Origin of the sequence: Streptomyces sp. NPDC002573, assembly GCF_042889625.1 — a bacterium.
Taxonomy (GTDB): Bacteria; Actinomycetota; Actinomycetes; order Streptomycetales; family Streptomycetaceae; genus Streptomyces; species Streptomyces gibsoniae.
Window position 1 is genome coordinate 38,442 of the sequence record NZ_JBIARC010000031.1, and the last position, 17,202, is coordinate 55,643.

At 68.5% G+C, this 17,202-nt stretch carries 16 protein-coding genes and 1 pseudogene; 4 read left to right on the plus strand and 13 right to left on the minus strand.

The features are described from left to right. Positions 1 to 17: 17 nt before the first annotated feature. Together ACFYX0_RS26685 and ACFYX0_RS26690 are read right to left on the minus strand one after the other, a co-directional pair. Positions 18 to 749: pseudogene (locus ACFYX0_RS26685) on the minus strand (MFS transporter); the annotation flags it as partial. Positions 750 to 751: 2 nt separating this feature from the next. Beyond that, positions 752 to 1,408, minus strand: a complete 657-nt coding sequence (locus tag ACFYX0_RS26690; protein ID WP_388973728.1) for a TetR/AcrR family transcriptional regulator — start codon at positions 1,406 to 1,408, stop codon at positions 752 to 754. 216 nt (positions 1,409 to 1,624) lie between these two features. On the opposite strand from ACFYX0_RS26690, the gene ACFYX0_RS26695 reads away from it, so the two are divergent. Beyond that, positions 1,625 to 2,875, plus strand: coding sequence for an MFS transporter (locus ACFYX0_RS26695; protein ID WP_388973730.1), 1,251 nt, complete (start codon positions 1,625 to 1,627; stop codon positions 2,873 to 2,875). Between the two features lie 293 nt (positions 2,876 to 3,168). On the opposite strand, the gene ACFYX0_RS26700 is transcribed toward ACFYX0_RS26695, so the two are convergent. Further along, positions 3,169 to 3,900 (minus strand): TSUP family transporter, encoded by a 732-nt coding sequence (locus ACFYX0_RS26700; RefSeq protein WP_388973732.1) that lies wholly within the window; start codon positions 3,898 to 3,900, stop codon positions 3,169 to 3,171. 210 nt (positions 3,901 to 4,110) lie between these two features. Further along, a complete protein-coding gene (locus ACFYX0_RS26705) occupies positions 4,111 to 5,727 on the minus strand; it encodes an ADP-ribosyltransferase domain-containing protein (protein ID WP_388973734.1) in 1,617 nt (538 codons plus the stop codon). Positions 5,728 to 5,914: 187 nt separating this feature from the next. Between ACFYX0_RS26705 and ACFYX0_RS26710 the strand changes: the two genes are divergently transcribed. Continuing rightward, entirely contained in the window at positions 5,915 to 6,592 is a 678-nt protein-coding gene (locus ACFYX0_RS26710; RefSeq protein WP_388973736.1) for a macro domain-containing protein, read from the plus strand. Positions 6,593 to 6,696: 104 nt separating this feature from the next. Here ACFYX0_RS26710 and ACFYX0_RS26715 read toward each other — a convergent pair whose 3' ends face one another. The 9 genes from ACFYX0_RS26715 to ACFYX0_RS26755 form a co-directional block, all read right to left on the minus strand. Next, a complete protein-coding gene (locus ACFYX0_RS26715; protein ID WP_388973738.1) occupies positions 6,697 to 6,876 on the minus strand; it encodes a hypothetical protein in 180 nt (59 codons plus the stop codon). Next, positions 6,876 to 8,105, minus strand: a complete 1,230-nt coding sequence (locus ACFYX0_RS26720) for a CaiB/BaiF CoA transferase family protein (RefSeq protein WP_388973740.1) — start codon at positions 8,103 to 8,105, stop codon at positions 6,876 to 6,878. The genes ACFYX0_RS26715 and ACFYX0_RS26720 overlap by 1 nt, the downstream gene beginning before the upstream one ends. A gap of 5 nt (positions 8,106 to 8,110) precedes the next feature. Continuing rightward, the gene (locus ACFYX0_RS26725) at positions 8,111 to 9,334 is read right to left on the minus strand and encodes an acyl-CoA dehydrogenase family protein (protein WP_355922695.1); all 1,224 of its coding nucleotides are present in this window, start codon (positions 9,332 to 9,334) and stop codon (positions 8,111 to 8,113) included. A gap of 1 nt (position 9,335) precedes the next feature. After that, entirely contained in the window at positions 9,336 to 10,286 is a 951-nt protein-coding gene (locus ACFYX0_RS26730) for a 3-hydroxyacyl-CoA dehydrogenase NAD-binding domain-containing protein (protein ID WP_388973742.1), read from the minus strand. Next, positions 10,283 to 11,029: an acetoacetate decarboxylase gene (locus tag ACFYX0_RS26735; protein ID WP_388973744.1), complete on the minus strand. Its 747-nt coding sequence runs from the start codon at positions 11,027 to 11,029 to the stop codon at positions 10,283 to 10,285. The genes ACFYX0_RS26730 and ACFYX0_RS26735 overlap by 4 nt, the downstream gene beginning before the upstream one ends. Position 11,030: 1 nt before the next feature. Then, positions 11,031 to 11,798, minus strand: coding sequence for a crotonase/enoyl-CoA hydratase family protein (locus tag ACFYX0_RS26740; RefSeq protein ID WP_388973746.1), 768 nt, complete (start codon positions 11,796 to 11,798; stop codon positions 11,031 to 11,033). Between the two features lie 34 nt (positions 11,799 to 11,832). Then, positions 11,833 to 12,990, minus strand: coding sequence for a CaiB/BaiF CoA transferase family protein (locus ACFYX0_RS26745; RefSeq protein WP_388973748.1), 1,158 nt, complete (start codon positions 12,988 to 12,990; stop codon positions 11,833 to 11,835). Between the two features lie 150 nt (positions 12,991 to 13,140). Further along, positions 13,141 to 14,043 carry a LysR family transcriptional regulator gene (locus ACFYX0_RS26750; RefSeq protein ID WP_388973849.1) on the minus strand — a complete coding sequence of 301 codons (903 nt, stop codon included), beginning with the start codon at positions 14,041 to 14,043 and terminating at the stop codon, positions 13,141 to 13,143. Between the two features lie 382 nt (positions 14,044 to 14,425). Then, positions 14,426 to 15,331, minus strand: coding sequence for an NAD(P)H-binding protein (locus tag ACFYX0_RS26755; RefSeq protein ID WP_388973749.1), 906 nt, complete (start codon positions 15,329 to 15,331; stop codon positions 14,426 to 14,428). 586 nt (positions 15,332 to 15,917) lie between these two features. Between ACFYX0_RS26755 and ACFYX0_RS26760 the strand changes: the two genes are divergently transcribed. Both ACFYX0_RS26760 and ACFYX0_RS26765 read left to right on the plus strand, forming a co-directional pair. Then, on the plus strand, positions 15,918 to 16,619 hold the full coding sequence (locus ACFYX0_RS26760) for a hypothetical protein (RefSeq protein WP_388973751.1): 702 nt from the start codon (positions 15,918 to 15,920) through the stop codon (positions 16,617 to 16,619). Positions 16,620 to 16,686: 67 nt separating this feature from the next. Continuing rightward, positions 16,687 to 17,124 (plus strand): hypothetical protein, encoded by a 438-nt coding sequence (locus ACFYX0_RS26765; protein ID WP_388973753.1) that lies wholly within the window; start codon positions 16,687 to 16,689, stop codon positions 17,122 to 17,124. Positions 17,125 to 17,202: the final 78 nt, after the last annotated feature.

A 17,202-nucleotide genomic window follows, 5' to 3' on the forward strand; every position in this document is an offset into this window, starting at 1 on the left:
GTGCCGGCGCTGCCGGATCAGCGAACATGTGGCGTCCCGGGCGGTCTGGCCGGACCGTTCTTGGCATGTGTCCTGTGCGGCGCGGCGGATGGCTCTCCTTGTGGTGGTCGTGTCTCTGTGGTCTTGCTCGGCGGGCCGGGCGTTGAGGGCAGCAGGGCCGCCGGAAGTAGGCCGAGGGCCGTGAGTGCGGCAAGGATCAGCAAGACGGTGCCGATTGCCGAATGTTCCGCGGCGGGCGTCCTGGTCGCACCCGCGGCGATGGCGATGCCCAGGGTCGGACCGATGTTCATCGCGGTCTGCTTCAGCCCGCCGACCACCCCGGCATACCCGGGTGGTGCGTCGCCGACGACGGTCCCGGTAGCGGTGACCATCACGGTGGCGAACCCTGCACCGAGCACAGCGAACACCGCGCCCATGGCCAGCCACGTGCTGCCCGGACCGAGCCGGGACAGCCCCGCAATGCCGGCGACGACAAGGCCAGTACCGGCGATCGCGCTACGGCGCGGGCCGTACCGACGCAGTGCGCTGCCGGCGAGGGGCGCGCCGAGGACCATGAGGGCGGTCAGCGGAAGGACGCGCAAGCCGCTGTCGAACGGACCGAGCCGGAGCACGTCTTGGAGGTAGAAGGTGGCCGTGAACAGCGCCCCGAACAGGCCGGCGGAGGTGACCAGCAGGATCGCCATGGACGCGATCACCGGAGTGGATCGCGCCACCGCGTGCGGCACGATCGGGTGCGCGGTGCGGAGCTCCGTCACGCGTTCACCGGGCCCAGATGAGCATCCAGCACCGCCTTGACGAGCCGGTCGAGTTGGTCGCCATGGGGTGCACCGCCTGGCGGTTCGGCGTCGAGGGCGAGTTGGAGACTGCCCCACGTCCACAGCTGGGCGATGCCGTGCAGGTTCGACCACAGGGCGGCAGCCGTCACAGGCGGCGGTGATCCAGCCGCGCCTGGCCCGCCGGGGTGTGCGACTTCCCGCTCTGCCCGGCATCGGGCGACCAGGTCGACGATGTGGTCGAACAGGGGGAGCGTCGCTTCCCGCAGCCGTGACCCGCCCCCCGACGCGTACTTGTCGCTGCCGAGCAGGTCATGACGGAACATCAGCTCGAACATCCCACGGCACTCCAGCGCGTACCCGACGTACACCCCTGCGGCCGCCTGCAACTGAGCCCGCGGCGATGACATGTCGGCGATCGCGGCGGTGAAACGGGCTCCGAGGGTTTCGAAGCCGCGCCGGGCGATCGCGGAGAGCAGGCTGTGGTGCGTGGGGAAGTACCGACGCGGTGCCCCGTGCGACACCCCCGCGCGGCGGGCGATCTCGCGCAGCCCCAGCGATGCGGAGCCCTCGCTCGCCACGAGATCCACTCCGACGTCGATCAACCGCTCCCGAAGGGAGCTCTCGCCATCCATAGACACTGTCTACCAATTGCCGTAGACAATGTCTACTCCGTGGTTGGGGGAGGGTCTGGTCGTTGCAGCTGATCCTCGACGTCTTGCTCCCCCTGGGACCCTTCAACAGATCGTCAGCGTATGGAAGCATCGGCATCGCACTGGCGGTAGAACCCTCATGACCAACAGGAGCTGTATCAGCGTGAGGTCATTGGTCGGGCCGAGGGTAGACCCGGTATGAAGGCACCCGATGCCGTTGAGGATTCCGCCGAGACCGCTCCGCTGACCTACCGACAGGTTCTCGCTAGTCGTAACGTTCCCCAACTCCTGCTGGCCGCCTGCCTGTCGCGACTCGCCGGCGGCATGTTGCTCTTCGTCATCGTTCTCTATGTCATCACGGAGTTCCATTCCGTATCGATGGCGGGCTTGTGCGGGTTCTTTATGACGTTGCCGGGATTTCTGGTGAGCCCGATCGCGGGGGCCGTCCTCGACCGGCTCGGCGCGGTTCGGGCCGTGGCGCTGGACACCATGTCCAGCGCCGTCTTCATCAGCGGCATCGCACTGCTCGCGCTGGGCGGGGTGTCGACCGAGCCCGTCCTCTTCGTTCTGCTCGCGCTCTACTCACTGACCAGCCCGCTGACCGCCGGCGGGATCCGGACCCTGTTCCCGAGATTCGTGCCAGAGGCCGCCTACGACAAGGCCAACGCCCTGGATCTGAGCACCTTCTCCGCGATCGACGTGGTCGGTCCGCTGCTGGCGGGTGCGATGTTCGCAGCGATCGGCCCGAATCCCACACTGTTCGCCATCGCGGGCATGTACGTCCTGGCCGGGCTCAGCCTGAATCTGCTGTGTGGGGGCACTGCCGGGGCGCCGTCCGCTCCCCGTCGGCACCTGCTGCGCTCGGCCTGGGAGGGCATCACCTACCTCTTCCGAAACCCCACTCTGCGCGGGCTCGCGGTCTCGTACGCGCTGTACCAGGCCGCCGCCGGCATGCTGATCGTGATCGTGCCCGTCGTCGTGGCCGAACGGCTCGACGGGGGCAGGCCGGTCGACCGCTATGTCGGTCTGATGTGGGCGATCACCGGTCTGGCCGGCGCGGTCGGCGGCCTGATCGCGGGCAAGGTGCTACGGGTGGGTGTAGCACGCCGCTACATGGTCGCTGCGACGCTGGTGTGCGCTGTGGCGATCTTCCCGGTGAGCGCGCTCGGCTCGCTGGTGACGCTGGGCATCGGTCTCATGCTGGTGGGCCTGGCCGAGGGCGCGGTGAACGTCAGCCTGCTGTCGCTGCGCCAGCGCCGGACCGAGCCCGACCGGCTCGGGCGCATCATGACCGTCTCGATCAGCGTCAACCTGATCGGCTTCCCGATCGGGACCGCGCTGGGCGGCGCGCTGGCCACCCACTCGGTCACCGTGGCGCTCGCCACCGCGGCGCTGCTGGCGGTCGGTTCGGCCGCAGCCGCCCGGTTGCTGATCCCGCGTGAGGCCTGATCCGGCTCGCACGACCGGACGGCCGCCGTCACCGAGGCTTTCGTCGCCCTGCTGGACGAGGAAGACCAGCTTCTGCGCCTGGAGGCCTCCTGCGCTCTCGCCCACCGCGACGACCCGCGCACCAACTGGGCCTACGAACGCGTCGGTCCGCTCGGCCCCGGGTTCGACCATGATCACCGCGTGGCCGCCCACTGGCGCTACCGCTCGCGTAACCGGTCCGACCGGACCTGACGGTCCAGCTCAATGTGTGACGCGGAGGGCTCGCCGGCACCCATGACATGAAGCGGACGTCATCACATCCCCTGCAGCCCCTTGACCAGGACGGAGAGGCCACCGGTCAGGGCCAGGGCGAGGATGAGCCGCCGTACCCACTGCTCCGGAACCCTCGGTGCGAGGGCCCTGCCGATGAGGGCGCCCGCCACCATCGCGGCCGCAGCCACCGACCAGGCTGTCCCGCTCAGCCGCGGCACACCGTTGGAGGCCACCGAGAAAACATTCACAATAATTCCGTAAAACTGCGCATTCGGTACGAACTCGCTGACCCGCCATCCCGCATTCACCGCGTACAGCGAATACGGTGGCCCGCCGACACCTGCGGCGGAATTCATGAATCCACCCACGGCACCTGCGGTCACGGCGCCCCGGGTCCCGGTCAGAGCGGATATGCGCACGCCGCCCATCACGAAAGCCACGGTCACCGTAACGAGAATGCCGACACCGGCCAGCAGTACGGGCTCGGGAAGCCGGGCGGCCACCCATGAGCCCGCGGGCACCGTGCATGCGGAGGCGATGACCAGGGGGATCATGGCGCCGATCCGCACCCGTCTCCAGCCCGTGGCGAGCCCGGCAATGCTGATGACTCCGGCTGCGCAGTTCGCCAGCACCACCCCTGGGGCGGGCCCGAGTACCAAAACGAGCGCGGGTACCGCGATAAGCGCGAATCCCATTCCGGTCAGCCACTGCACCGAAGCGCCTAACGCGACTATGCCGCCCAGCAGTAGTTCGGCCGCCCCAGTGCTGGCCACAGCAAGCTCCTCCGTTACCCGGGATGATCTCCGCCATCCTCTCCGGGCGACGAGCGATGACGCAATGGCCTCGTACCGACCGGCTGACGCCGACGTTCCTGCTCGTTCACGACGTCGTACACGTCGGCTACGACAGTGAGCCGGGACGAGCCGGCGAGGAGGCGGGGCGGCCGCCACCCTGCACAGGCGGCGGCTGGTGCCGGTGTCCGGTCAGGCGACCAGGGTCCGCTCCTGCAGCTCCGTCAGTTTCACGGTGTACAGGCCGCTGCGTTCGGCTTTCACGTCTGTCACCTTCAGCTGGGTGCCCGGCGGGAGGATGAACTCCTCCTCGCCGGTGAACGCGGAGAAGTCGCGGATGCTCACGGCCCGGGCGGGGACGACCTCGAACAGCGTACGTTTGCCGCGGCTGCCGAGGAACGCCTTGGCCACACCGAGCTCGGACGTGCACGAGGACACGCCCCACCAGGTCACGGTCCGTCCGAGCGGGTACTGCGCCCGCAGGTCCAGTGCCACACCGCGCCACAACGGCTCGGTCCGGGCGGGCAGTTGCGACACCGCCGAGAAGAGCAGCCGCAGATACGGCAGGTACGGGAGGAGTCTGGTCCGGTCCGGGGAGCGCAGGGTGGCGTTGATCTCCCGGTAGAAAGCGGACTCGCAGGTGTAGAGGTACAGGGTGGCGATCGCGTCGACGGGCAGGCCGGAGGATGCTTCGTCCGCCCGCCGTTTGCCGAACTCGTGCGACCGGTCGACGTGCCGGTCCAGTCCGGGCAGCAGCGCGGCCACCGGGGCGACGGCGTCGCGGAAGTCCATGAGCGGGGTGTCGAACACACCCGTGATCGCGTCAAGGACGAGACCCTCGTCCTTGACGCTGGAGAGCCGGTCCAGGTACAGCTGGTGCAGCTCCATGGTGGACGCGATGAACGCGCCCATGCGGTCGGCGATGTCGTCGCCGGCGCCACCCGTCTTGGCCGCGAGCTTGTTCCAGCCGGTGCTCGGCAGCCAGTCGATCCCGTCGGCGCCCAGCGATGCCAGGGCCGCGTTCACCATGCTGAAGTGGTCGCCGTCGCAGAAGATGTCGCCCTGCGCTGCGGGGTTGGCGTGGTCGATGTGCCGGACCTCGACCTCGGGGTACTTCTTCTGGAGTTCGAGAGCAACCTTCTTCAGACTGCGCGCGTGCGCCCCCCACCACGCGAAGACGACCCCGCGGTCCTCCTCGTCGGCGTTCTGCTTGGCGTTGAGGATCTCCTCGACGATCCGCTCGGCGACCGGTCGCCAGAACCGGGTGTGCCGGTCGGTGCCGATCGCCCCGTCGCTGCTGGCCGTCAGCGCCGCGTTCAGGAGCAGCACACCCTGGGTGAGCATCGCCTGGAACCACTCCGGCGGCTGGACGGTGTCCTGCTTCTTCAGCAGCGCGCGGACGTCGGCTATCGGGGTCTTCTTGGCGATGCCGTACTTCCACATCGCCGCTGCCTTGATGATGCAGCGGACACTGACGACCCTGCCGAACTGGCTGTCCTTCCAGTCGTGGAAGGTGTTGTCGAACATGGCGATGCCGGTGGCGCTCTCCGGCCGTGGGTACGGGTTCTGACCGAAGATGACGACCTTCCACTTGTGTGGCGCATTGGGCTTGAGCGCCTGGAAGGTCAGTTCGCGGGCGGGGACGACCTCCGGGGTTCGGCCCGGGCCGATGAACGTGGCCGCGTCGGGCTGTGCCTCGATGACCGGCTTCAGCAGCGGAAGCCACGGTTCACCGCCGCCCTTGAACAGTTCCGCGAGGGCCAGCGGGTCGTTCGGGTCGGGCGTGGCGGGGGTGTGGGCAGCGCTCATGGAGGATGGACTCCGATGGTCGAACCGTGGTGGTGGAAGGCCTGATCGGCGAAGTGCCCCGAGGATAAGTCAGCCCACTGACAGTGCCTTTGAGGTTCGTGGGGGCGCTGGGCGGGGCGGCCGCAGTGTCAGTGGCGCCCGGTAGCGTCCCGATCAGTTGCGTGACCGCTTCCGATCGGAGTGAACCATGACCGTAGACCGTGTGCAGTCGCCCCTTAGGGTCGTGCTGACCGACATCAACACCGCAGTGGTGCAGGCGTGGCGAGCGGCGTTCGCCGACATGCCCGAGATGGAGATCCGCCAGGGCTCGATCCTCGACGAGGACGTCGACGCATGGGTCAGCCCCACCAACTCCCGGGGCCGCATGGACGGTGGGGTGGACGCGGTCGTCAAGCGGTATCTCGGCGCGGGCATCCAGCTGCGGGTGCAGAGGGCGATCCGCAGCCAGTTCGCGGGAGCGCTGCCGGTGGGCGGCGCGGTGTGTGTTTCGTCGGGGGCGGTCAAGCCGAGGTTCTTGATCTCGACGCCGACGATGGAGACGTCCTCGCAGAACGTCAGCGAGACACTGAACGTCGCCCTGGCCTGTGCCGCCGCGTTTCAGGCGATCCACCAGCAGAACAAGAAGGCGCCGGGCAGCATTCGGTCGGTGGCGCTGGTCGGCATGGGCGCCCAGACGGGCCGGGTGCCGGCGCGGGTGTGTGCCAACTTGATGTGGACGGGCTACACCCTCTTCAACGACTACTCCTTCGAGGACTACGACGACCTGCGCAGCACGATCGTCGCGCAGCTCGACGACATCGAGAGCGCGCCCGTGGACAAGCGGGTCCGTATAGTGCCGCCCAAGCGTGCCAACTCGCGTCGCTGACGGGGCGTTTGTTTGCCCGTCTGGCGCACCTTGCCGTGGGCGACCGCGCCGGGAGGCAGCCAGCCCGTGCGGCGAACCGCTCGCTCCGTCGGCGCCGCCAGCGCTCAGGCCGAGGCCTCCAGGCGGTGAAAGGCACCGTCGAACTCTCCCGAGCCGAGCAGCTCGGCGATCACTGTCACCATCCCTTGGACGCCTGGAGACCGTACGATCAAGCCGTCAGAGCACCAGAAGCACCGGCCGTCTGCTGCCTCTCCGGTCTCTTCCCACAACTTCACCGTGCGCATCACGCCGCCTCCTGTTCCGGCGCGCCGGGGATCGCTCCCTGGGCGCGCAGATGGGCGATCTCGGCGGGGCGGAATCCCATCTCGGCGAGGATCTCGTCGGTGTGCTCGCCCAGTTCCGGCGCTCGCTTCGCGGGCACCTTCGATATGCCTCTCAGGTTGACGGGGCTGTTGACGGTTTCCGTCAGCCCGGGAACCCCTTCCAGCGGTACGACGATGTCGTTCGCGCGAAGCTGCGGGTCCTGGGCGGACTCCTCCGGTGTCTGAATCAGGCTGTAGGTGATGCGTTCCCGGTCCAGGACGTCCTTCCAGTGGGCGAAGGGTCGTGAGCGGAACTCGGTGTCGAGCAGCTCGCTCACCGCGGCGGCGTTCTCGACCAGGGCCTCGAGGTCCGCGAAACGGGGATCCTCGAGCAACTCGGGGTGTCCGATGGCCCGCGTCAGCCTGGGCCAGTGCACCGATGAGGCCGCCAGCATGAACCACCGGCCGTCCGAGGTCCGGTAGGGGTTCGTCAGCGCGTTCACGGGCGCGCTGCGGTCGTGCGGCTCGAACGGCGTGCCGCCGGCGAGCGCGCCGGCCACGAGTGTGCCCGTGGCCCAGACACCCGTGGCGAGCAACGACGTCCCGACGCTGGCGCCTTGTCCCGTCCGAGCACGGCGGAACAGGGCCGTCACGATCGCGGCGTAGATCGCGATCGCCGACGTGTAGTCGCCGCTGCCCCAGACCGGCACCGTCGGCGGAGCTCCCGCGTCGCGGGTGGAGGCCAACAGTCCGCTGCGCGACCAGTAGGCGGTCAGGTCGAAGCCCGGCTGCCCGGCGTCGGGGCCGGCGTCACCGAAGCCCGTGATGTCGGCGTAGACGACCCGCGGGTTCCAGCTTGAGACCTGGTCGTAGTCCAGGTGCAGCTTCTCGCGGGTGCCGTGCGGGAAGTTGGTGATCACCACATCGGCCCACTCTACGAGGCGCTTGAGGATCTCGGTGGTCGCCGGGGACTTCAGGTCGATCACCATGCCGCGCTTGTTGCGATTGGCGAGGTGCCAGCCGTAGTTGGCCTCTGCCTGGGGGCTCGGCGGCACGAAGCTCAGCCGCCGCTGGGGGTCGCCCGCCCCCGGCGGCTCGACCTTGATGACGTCCGCGCCGAAGTCGGAGAGCATGGTGGCCGCGGCCGGTCCCGCGATGTAGGTCGACGCGTCGAGGACCTTCAGTCCGGTGAAGACGGATTCGGTGGTCATCGTATTCACCCCACGAAGGCGCTGTGGCCGGTGATGGACTTGCCGACGATGAGGGTCTGCATCTGGTGCGTGCCCTCGTAGGAGTACAGGGCCTCGGCGTCGGAGAAGAACCGGGCTACGTCGTACTCGAGGAGGATGCCGTTGCCGCCGAAGATCTCGCGGCTCCAGGCGACGACCTCCCGCATCCGGGCCGCGACGAACTCCTTGGCCAGCGCGGAGTGCTCATCGCGGAAGATGCCCTGGTCCTGCAGCCGGGCGAGCTGTATCAGCATGCCCCAGGAGGCGGTGATGTTGCCGAGGCTCTTGACCAGCAGGTCCTGCACCATCTGGAACTTGGCGATGGGACGGCCGAACGCTACGCGCTGCTTGGCGTAGTCCAGCGCGAGTTCGTAGGCACCGATCATGACACCCAGGGCCTGCCAGGCGACGCCGCTGCGAGTCTGGCGCAGGACCTCGGCGACGTCCCGGAAGCCCTTGATGTTCTGCAGCCGGTTCGCCTCCGGCACGCGGACGTCGGTCAGGGTGATCTCGGCGTTCTGCACGATCCGCAGCGCGATCTTGCCCTCGATCTTGACCGGCTTGAAGCCGGGGGTGCCCTTCTCGACGACGAAGCCCTTGACCTTGTTGTCGTCGACGTCCCGCGCGAAGACCACGACGTGGTCGGCGAAGGTGGCGTTGCCGATCCACTTCTTGGCGCCGTTGATGACCCAGGTGTCGCCCTCGCGCTTGGCGGTGGTGCGCATGCCGCCCGATACGTCGGAGCCGCCGAGCGGTTCGGTCAGGGCGAAGGCACCGATCTTCTCCATGGTGGCCATGGCGGGCAGCCACTTGTCGCGCTGCTCCTGGTCGCCGCCGTAGTAGATGGAGTAGAAACCGAGCCCGTTGTGGACGCCGAAGAACGTGGCGACCGAGGCGTCGACGCGGCCCAGCTCCATGGCCAGCATGCCGCCGAGCAGATGACTGGCGGCCGCCCGGTGCTCGCCGTAGCCCTCGTAGGCGAGGGCGGCCAGCCCGCTGCCGCGGAACTTGTCGATCAGTTCGACGGGGAACTCGGCCTTGCCCCAGTACTCGTTGACCAGCGGCTTGACCTCCTCGCGCAGGAAGGTGCGGGCCTTGAGCAGGATCTTGCGCTCCTCGTCCGAGAGCAGCGTCTGGTAGCGGTAGAAGTCGGCGGCCAGCAGGTCGTCCAGCGGCGCGACGGGGGTGGGGATGGGCGCGGTGACGGTCATGTCAGTTCTCCTTCTGGTGCTGGTTGCGGCGGATGTCTTCGAGGGCGGACAGGACGCCGAGTTGCCGGCGGTCGCGGGCTTCGGCGAGGTCGGTGTACGGCGTGGCGGCGTATGCCTTCTCCACCGCCTGGATGACCCGCTCCCGGTCCTCGGGGTCCTGCGACGGCTGCCCGAGGGGCATCTGCTGCAGGGACGAGCCGATGTGTTCGGTGATGTGGCGGTAGCCGCCGGGCCCACCGCCCAGGTGCGCGCCCAGGAACGGACCGACCGTCGCCCAGCGGACGCCGAGCGAGTGGGTCACGACGGTGTCCAGGTCCTCAGGGGTCACCACGCCCTGCTGGACGAGGTAGACGGCTTGGCGGCTGAGCGCGTTCTGGAGCCGGTTGCCCACGAACCCGGGGATCTCCTGGCGTTCGACGACGGGCGTGCGGCCGACGGTGGTGTAGAAGTCGACGGCCGCCTGCACGGCTTCCTCGGTGGTGCGTTCGCCGGGCACGACCTCGACGAGCGGCAGCAGGTGGGGCGGGTTGAAGGGGTGCCCGATGAGGATGCGGCCCGCGTCTTCGAGTCCTGTGGTGAAGGCGGTCGCCGGGATCGCCGACGACGAGCTCAGCAGCAGTGCGTGTCCGGGGGCCTCCCGGACCAGCTGCGCGAACAACTCCTTCTTGAACTCGACGCGTTCGGGCCCGTTCTCCTGGACTACGTCCGCGTCCCGGACCGCCTCGGTGATGTCTGCCGCGAGATGTACGCGGTCGGCGAGGCCGTCGGTGTCCAGGCCCTGTGCGGCCAGGTGCGGGCCGAACGCGGCAAGCGCCTCGGCGACCGCCTCCGACAGGTCGGGGCGGGGATCGCTGACATGGACGGTGAGGCCGTGTGCGGCGAACAGTGCCGTCCAGGACAGTCCGATGGTGCCCGCGCCGATCACGGCGGCGGTACGAAATGGGTGTGTCACTGCGCGTATCCCTTCAGGTAGTCGAAGACCGGCTCGACAGGGGCGAGGGTCAGATCGGTGAGGATGTGGCTGGCGGAGACGACCTCCCGTACGGGCAGGTCTGCCAGCGGGGCGAGGACATGGGCGAAGAGCTGGAGCCGTGCGGGGCCGGTGTAGGCCTTCTTGACCACCACGTCCGTGATCTGGGTGCGTACCAACTCCTGGACGCGCATGTGACGGTGGTAGCCCGGGACGGACTTGAGCATGAAGGTCGGCACGGTGATCTGGTCCCTGGCCGTGTCCATGTCGAGGGCCCGGTGTTTGTAGCCCATGGTCGCGGTGGCGACACGGAGGGTTCCGTGGTCGAGGGTGCCGACGAGCGCCCCGTGGTCGACGTACAGCCTGGGCGACCCGAGGACCTTGGGATAGGCGCTGACCTCGCGTCCCGAGGCGGTGGCCGGGAAGTTGTCGAGGTACATCGCGTGCAGGTACTCGCCCCGCTCGCCCTCGAAGAGAACCTGGATCGCCTGCCCGGCCTCGGTGTAGGGGCCGAATCCGCTGACGTCGCCCATCTTCATGACCTCGAAGCGGACCAGCGGCTCGCCGATCTGAAGGGGTTCGGGAACGACGGCACGCAGCGCGTCCGGGTCGGTGCGGTAGACGACGTTGAGGTACTCGCGGTCGGTGAAGCGGGGGACCGTCGGCGCATACGCCGGGCTGGTCAGCGGGGTGGTCGGATGCTGTCGGACGTCTTCGATCCGCATGTCACCGCCCCGTCCACTGTGGGGTCCGGCGCTCGGTGAAGGCGGTCATGCCCTCCCGGACGTCGGCCGAGGCCATCAACTCGCCCATCACCGCGCGCTGCGCTGCGAAGGCGTCGGCCTCGGGCGCGCCGTCCGCGGCCCGTACGACCGTCTTCACGGCGGCCAGCGCGAGCGGAGCGTTCGCCGCGAGCTGGTCGGCGAGCAGGAGGGACTTGTTCACGGCGTCACCGGCGGGTACGACCCGGTTGGCCAGGCCCAGTTCGCCGGCCCGGCGGCCGCTCACCGGCTCGCCGGTCAGCAGGAACTCCATCGCGAGGTGGTACGGGATGCGGCGGGGCAGCCGGATCACTCCGCCGCCGGCGGCGATCAGCCCCCGCTTGACCTCGGGCAGACCGAAGTGAGCGTCCTCCGCGGCCACGATCAGGTCGCAGGCCAGGGCCAGCTCGAAACCGCCCCCCATGGCCCAGCCCTCGACGGCGGCGATGAGCGGTTTCGTCCGCTCGGCCTCGGTCACGCCACCGAATCCGCGGCCCGGGATGTTCGGGGACTCGCCGCGCAGGGCGGCCTTGAGGTCCATGCCGGCGCTGAAGGTGCCGCCGGCGCCGGTCAGCACTCCGGCCCGGAGCCCGGGGTCGGTCTCCAGTTCGTCCAGTGCCTTGGCCAGGAGCGTGGCGACCTCGGCGTTGACGGAGTTGCGTGCTTGTGGGCGATCGATCGTGATCAGCAGGGTGGTGCCCGCCCGGTGGGTGCGCACGTCGGTGGTGCTCATGGGTTGCTTCTCTCCGTGCTGCGGGGGAGGGGGTTCAGTGGTCGGACAGCTCGGCCAGGACGTCGGCGGTGTCCTGGCCCGGTATCGGGGCCAGACGGCGGATCGAACCGGGTGTGGCGGAGAACCGCACCGGGATCCCGATCGTGCGGACCGGTCCCTCGGTCGGGTGGACGACCGTCTCCAGCAGATGCCCGTTGCGGACGTAGGGGTCCTCGTGGGCGTGCTCCAGCTCCAGCACGGGAGCCATCGGGATGCTGTGCTTGGCGCACACCTCCGCCCACTCCGCCGTGGTCAGCGCCGGGGCACACTCGTCGACCAGCCCGGCCAGGGCGTCAAGGTCGGCCATGTCGACGGCCTGCCCGTTGACCCGGGGGTCCTCGGCGAGGTCCGGGCGCCCGGCGGCGACGAAGAAGTCGCGGAAGTTCTGCGGGGTGTAGGGGACAACGCAGGCGAGTCCGTCCTTGGTGCGCCGCGCCCGGTGCTCCTTCGACATCGACCTCGGATGGCCGGTGGGTCCCACCGCCGGCTCGAATTCGTGCCCAGCAAGATGCTCGACCAGGTTGAACGCGAGCAGCGTGTCGGTCATCGGGACCTCGATGTGCTGGCCCTGCCCGGTGCGGCAGCGGTGCAGCAGGGCGGCGAGCACGCTGTAGACGATGGTCAGCGCGGAGACCTTGTCCGCGATGATCGTCGGCAGGTAGACCGGCGTGCCGAACGCGCGGTGGGTGATGTCGACCAGCCCGGAGGCGGCCTGCACGGTCTCGTCGTAGGCGGCGTTTCCGGCGCGGTCGGAGTCACTGCGGAAGCCCTGACCGTGGGCGTAGACCAGGCCCGGGTTGCGCGCGGCGACGTCCGCGTAGGTCAGGTGCAGCCGATGCAGCGCGGCCGGTCGCATGTTGGTGATCAGCACGTCCGCCGTGTCGATCAGCTTCAGGGCCTGCTCGTGTTGGTGTGGGTCCTTGAGGTCGAGGGTGACACTGCGCTTATTGCGGTTGACGTTCAGGTTCAGCGCGGTCATGCCCGGTGTGCCGCGATACCGGCCCACCCGTACGGTGTCGGAGGGCGACTCGATCTTGATCACGTCGGCACCGAGGTCGCCGAGGATCTGGGCCGCGTACGGCCCCATCACCACGGTCGACAGGTCGATCACCCGCACCGCTTCGAGCGGCCCGGCGGCGAAGGATTCCGTCATTCTCTCTTCCTTCAGCGTCGCGTTTTATCGCTTCTGACCACAACGCTAAATGAGGAGCGGAGGAGGCGGAATTATCAAAAAGGAAACAGCGGTGTGACCGCAGTGGTCACACCGCTGATCGAAACGTTTCCGGTGGCGATTTCCGGGGGCTCAATCTATGATCATGGGCCCGTCGAAAATCTCGCGCGCGGCGGCGACCAGGCCCTTGAGATCGCTGTCGGCACGGTCGCGACGCCACACCAGGGCGGTTTCCAGCCGGGGATGGAAGTCCGTGAACGGCAGTACCGTCACGTTCTCCAGCTGATATCCGTGTATCGGATTCTCCGGGGCGAGAATGGAAATGCAGAAGGCCAGTCCGCTGGAAATAACCTCGGACACCCCGTTGTAACCGGTGTCGGTGAGACACAGGCGATGCCGGACACCGCCCTTTGCCAATGCGCGTTCGAGGACGTCGAAATACGCGACCCTCACCTCTTTGGGCGGGGCGACATACGGAAGGCCCGCCAGATCGGCGAGAGCGACGGAATCCCGCCCGGCGAACATGTCGGCCGGCACCGCCGCCCCCATCCGCTCCGACATCACGCTCGCCTGCTCCAGAGCGGGGTCGCTGAACGGCAGCCGGGCCAGCGCGAGCCCGAGTCTGCCCTCGCGGACGCCGGCCACCAGAGCCTGAGTGCTGCCGGGCCAGCGCTGGAGCTCGAACTGCTCTTGGACGCGTTCGGTGAGTGTGCCGACCCGCGACCGGAGTTCGGGGTGCAGTCCCGGGGGTATGCCGATGAGCACGGTGTCGCGCTGCTCCCGGGTCGCCTCGCGCAGTCGCCACGGTATGGAGCTGAACTCGTCGAGCACGTCGCGAGCGATCGGAAGGAGCGCCGAGCCGACCGGGGTGAGCGTGACACTGCGCGTGTCGCGGTCGAACAGCTGCTGTCCGAGTTCGCGCTCCAGATCCCTGATGCGCTGACTCAGAGGTGACGTCGCCATGTGGAGCCGCCGGGCCGCAGCCGAGAAATTAAGCTCCTCAGCGACCGCGACAAAATAGCGCAAATGGAGCATTTCCACGTCATCAACGATAGCCCTGCTTTGCCGGCGGAGCTGGGCCGGGCGCGAGAGTGGCGAGCAGCCGCAGGGTCGGCTTTTCACCGGTTCGATCGGCTGAACGCGGCCGTCCTCGGCGCAGAGACCGGCGGCGCCGGACCGTTGGAGTCGCCTGGGGCGATCGCGCGTCTCGGCCGGCTCTTCGTGGACAACGGTCGCGCGCCACCCCGGTGCCTCCGGGCCGCCGTACCGGCGCTGCGTGCCGTGGCGACGATGCGATCGTCGCCACGGCGCCGGTGTCGAGCGACGCGCGGGTCCATACGGTCAGTGACCACCGAGGTCGTCATCGGAAATCGCGTAGGAGCGACGCCCGTGCGGCAGCCGGGCGTGGCTGGAACGCTCAGCCCAGGTAGAAGTCCCTGCGTGCGGCCACGAAAGCCTCGATCGATCGAGCGGGTACGCCCGTCACGCGCTCGACGTCGTCGGATGTGCGGTCGTAGCGGTTGTCCTGGTGGAGACGAGCCATGATGGCGATGTGCTGCTCGATGTGCGGCGGCAGGCCCAACTTGGCAAGGATCCCCTCCCGCCACCTGTCCAGCGGCACATCCACGTAGGAGACCGTGCGCCCCAGTGCCCGCGAGAACTCCTGGGCCATCTCCGTCGTGTCGACCGTGCGGGGCCCGGTCAGCTCGTAGACGCGCCCGACATGCGGGTCCGGGTCGCGCAGCACGGTGGTGACCACTCGGGCGACGTCGTCCACGGCGACCGGCGAGGTGCGTCCGGTACCGAAGGGGAGTGCGATCGTGCCGTTCATCCGGATCGACCGTGCCGCAGAAGTGGTGAAGAGAGGGTTGTTCAGGAACGACGTCGGCCGGATGTGGATGACCGGCAGGCCCGACCAGTTCAGGACCTGCTCCGCCAGCCAGTGCAGCCGCTGCTGGTGCGACTCGCCGTTGCTGGTGGCGGTCATCTGGGACACCGTCATCTGCGACATGCCGACCAGGGCGTCCAGCTTCCCGTGCTCGCGGGCCACGCTGGCCACCACGGTTGCCGCGAGCAGATGGTCCGGCGAGACGGGCATCGCGAAGTACATCCGCCCAACTCCCTCCAGCGCGGCGGCGACACTCTCGGGCCGGGTCAGGTCGCCGACGACCACCTCTGCGCCAAGCGCACGCAGCCCGGCCGCACGATCGTCGTCGCGGCGCACCATCGCCCGCACCCGCACGTCCTGCGCCCGCAGTTGCTCCAACACTGTGCGGCCGACCTCGCCGGTGTGGGCGATGAGGACGGGTTTACTGACAGCCATCAAGAGATCACTTTCTGTGTCTGGGGGTGATCTTCGACCATGCGATGCGCGTGCGGATGGGGGAGTTGCGGACGGTGGGGCTGTCCGGCCGGAGGAGACGCGCCATCCGCCATTAGGAGCGTATGCTCCTAATGGCGGGGCGGCAAGATCGGACCCGGTCATGCCCGCCGGGCCGGCATCGGCCGGCGGCACCGGACATCCCCGGCGCCGACGCTCGGGAGCTTCGTCCGTCAGTCGGAAGTTCGGCCGCCACACCGTATGAGACCCATCCGCAGAATCGGGCGAGCGTCCGACCTTGGGGGCGCACCCTCGGGGGAGTGGCTCACGAGGTTTGTCGGCGCAGTGACCATCGTCTCCCCCAAAGTGCACTCCACCTGTGATAGGGGCACATGCTCTCATCGTAAAGCGCCAGCTCAGGCGCTGGTGGCGATGACGTGCGGACCGGGCCGGACGGGGCGTGTCAGCTCTTGCCGCTCAGGAAAATAGGAGCATATGCTCTTAATCGCCTGGTGAATAACCATGGCCCTCATGGCAGCGCAGCAGCCGCATGCGTGGCAGGGCTGCGCTTCGAGAAAGGGAACTGCCTGTGTCGATCAAGAGCAAAGTGTTCACCACCGCGGCGACAGTGATCCTGGCCGGCGGTCTCACCGCCGCGGAAACGCTGTCCGCGAGCGCGGCGACTCCGCAGTGCGGTGAGCGCTGCATCGACATCTACAGCAAGAAACTCGGCACGGCGGATGACCCGCGCTTCGTCGAGACCGTCTACAAGGGGCTGCCGAAGGTCGGCCAACCGACGGTGCTGCACCGCGCGAGCAACACCAACTCGGCGGAGGACTTCATCCCCCGCATCGGCAAGGTGTCCCACTTCTACGCGTCCGGCCTCGTCTCCTCCGAGGTGAACCGTCACTATGGCGACCTGCGCGCGGCGCAGATCCAGTACGCACCCTTCGGCAAGGCCGACGGCCTGTGCGTGGGACTGGCCGCCACCGCGTACCAGAACGAAGGACTCACCCTGCACCCGTGCGATCTTCCGGGGAGGACCGTGTGGATCGTCGACACGGCGGATTCGCCCGCAACGGCGGCTGAGGGCTACTTTCCGCTGGTCAACGGCTCCACCCGAGACTTCGCCCACCCGTTCGCGATGACCTGGACGAGTCGTGCCGGCTGGGGCCGTGCACACTCGAACCAGCTTCCACCTGCGCAGATCCGGGTGCGCAGGCTGACAGGAAACCCGACCCGCGTACCCGACGGCCAGCTCTGGGGTACGAACCTCGGCGTCGTGGAGTAGGTCGGAGAACACCACCAGGAGGCGCATCCTGCGCAGGATCAATCTCCGCTCCCATGTCCCGGTAGGTGTGGCGGCGGCAGTGATCGCCGGCGCTCCGCCGGCATCGGCCAGTACCGGCAGCGCACACAGTGCGCATCAGCAGACGGAAACCCTTCAGCTGGTTGCCAAACAGACTCAGTCCCAACTCATCGATGTGGGCAAGAAGGGACGCAGTCTGGGCGACGAGCTCGTCATCGCCGAAGACCTGTATCAGAACGGGAAGAAGGTCGGCGACCACAGCGTGGTGTGCACCTACGTGCACATCGGCCCGGACGAGCTGCAGTGCCTCGGTACCTTCTCTCTGCCTCAGTGGCACATCACCGGGCAGGCGCTGCTCCACCTGCCGTCCACCTCCGCCGTCGCCATCGCCGGCGGCTCGGGTGCCTACAGTGCGGTCGGAGGCTACGTCCACACGGCCCCCGCCGGCGCGACGGAGAGGCATCTGACCTTCCACGTCACCCGCTGACCGTTCATCGGGACCACTTCGCCCCGGTGAAGGACCAGGCGTCGCCATCGCTCCATTGCGAGCGTGTGCTCACATGCG

Coding starts and splice junctions, on each gene's coding strand:
- ACFYX0_RS26690 (WP_388973728.1), bottom strand. CDS start 1,408: ATGGATGGCGAGAGCTCCCTTCGGGAGCGGTTGATCGACGTCGGAGTG.
- ACFYX0_RS26695 (WP_388973730.1), top strand. CDS start 1,625: ATGAAGGCACCCGATGCCGTTGAGGATTCCGCCGAGACCGCTCCGCTG.
- ACFYX0_RS26705 (WP_388973734.1), bottom strand. CDS start 5,727: ATGAGCGCTGCCCACACCCCCGCCACGCCCGACCCGAACGACCCGCTG.
- ACFYX0_RS26710 (WP_388973736.1), top strand. CDS start 5,915: ATGACCGTAGACCGTGTGCAGTCGCCCCTTAGGGTCGTGCTGACCGAC.
- ACFYX0_RS26715 (WP_388973738.1), bottom strand. CDS start 6,876: ATGCGCACGGTGAAGTTGTGGGAAGAGACCGGAGAGGCAGCAGACGGC.
- ACFYX0_RS26720 (WP_388973740.1), bottom strand. CDS start 8,105: ATGACCACCGAATCCGTCTTCACCGGACTGAAGGTCCTCGACGCGTCG.
- ACFYX0_RS26725 (WP_355922695.1), bottom strand. CDS start 9,334: ATGACCGTCACCGCGCCCATCCCCACCCCCGTCGCGCCGCTGGACGAC.
- ACFYX0_RS26735 (WP_388973744.1), bottom strand. CDS start 11,029: ATGCGGATCGAAGACGTCCGACAGCATCCGACCACCCCGCTGACCAGC.
- ACFYX0_RS26740 (WP_388973746.1), bottom strand. CDS start 11,798: ATGAGCACCACCGACGTGCGCACCCACCGGGCGGGCACCACCCTGCTG.
- ACFYX0_RS26745 (WP_388973748.1), bottom strand. CDS start 12,990: ATGACGGAATCCTTCGCCGCCGGGCCGCTCGAAGCGGTGCGGGTGATC.
- ACFYX0_RS26750 (WP_388973849.1), bottom strand. CDS start 14,043: ATGCTCCATTTGCGCTATTTTGTCGCGGTCGCTGAGGAGCTTAATTTC.
- ACFYX0_RS26755 (WP_388973749.1), bottom strand. CDS start 15,331: ATGGCTGTCAGTAAACCCGTCCTCATCGCCCACACCGGCGAGGTCGGC.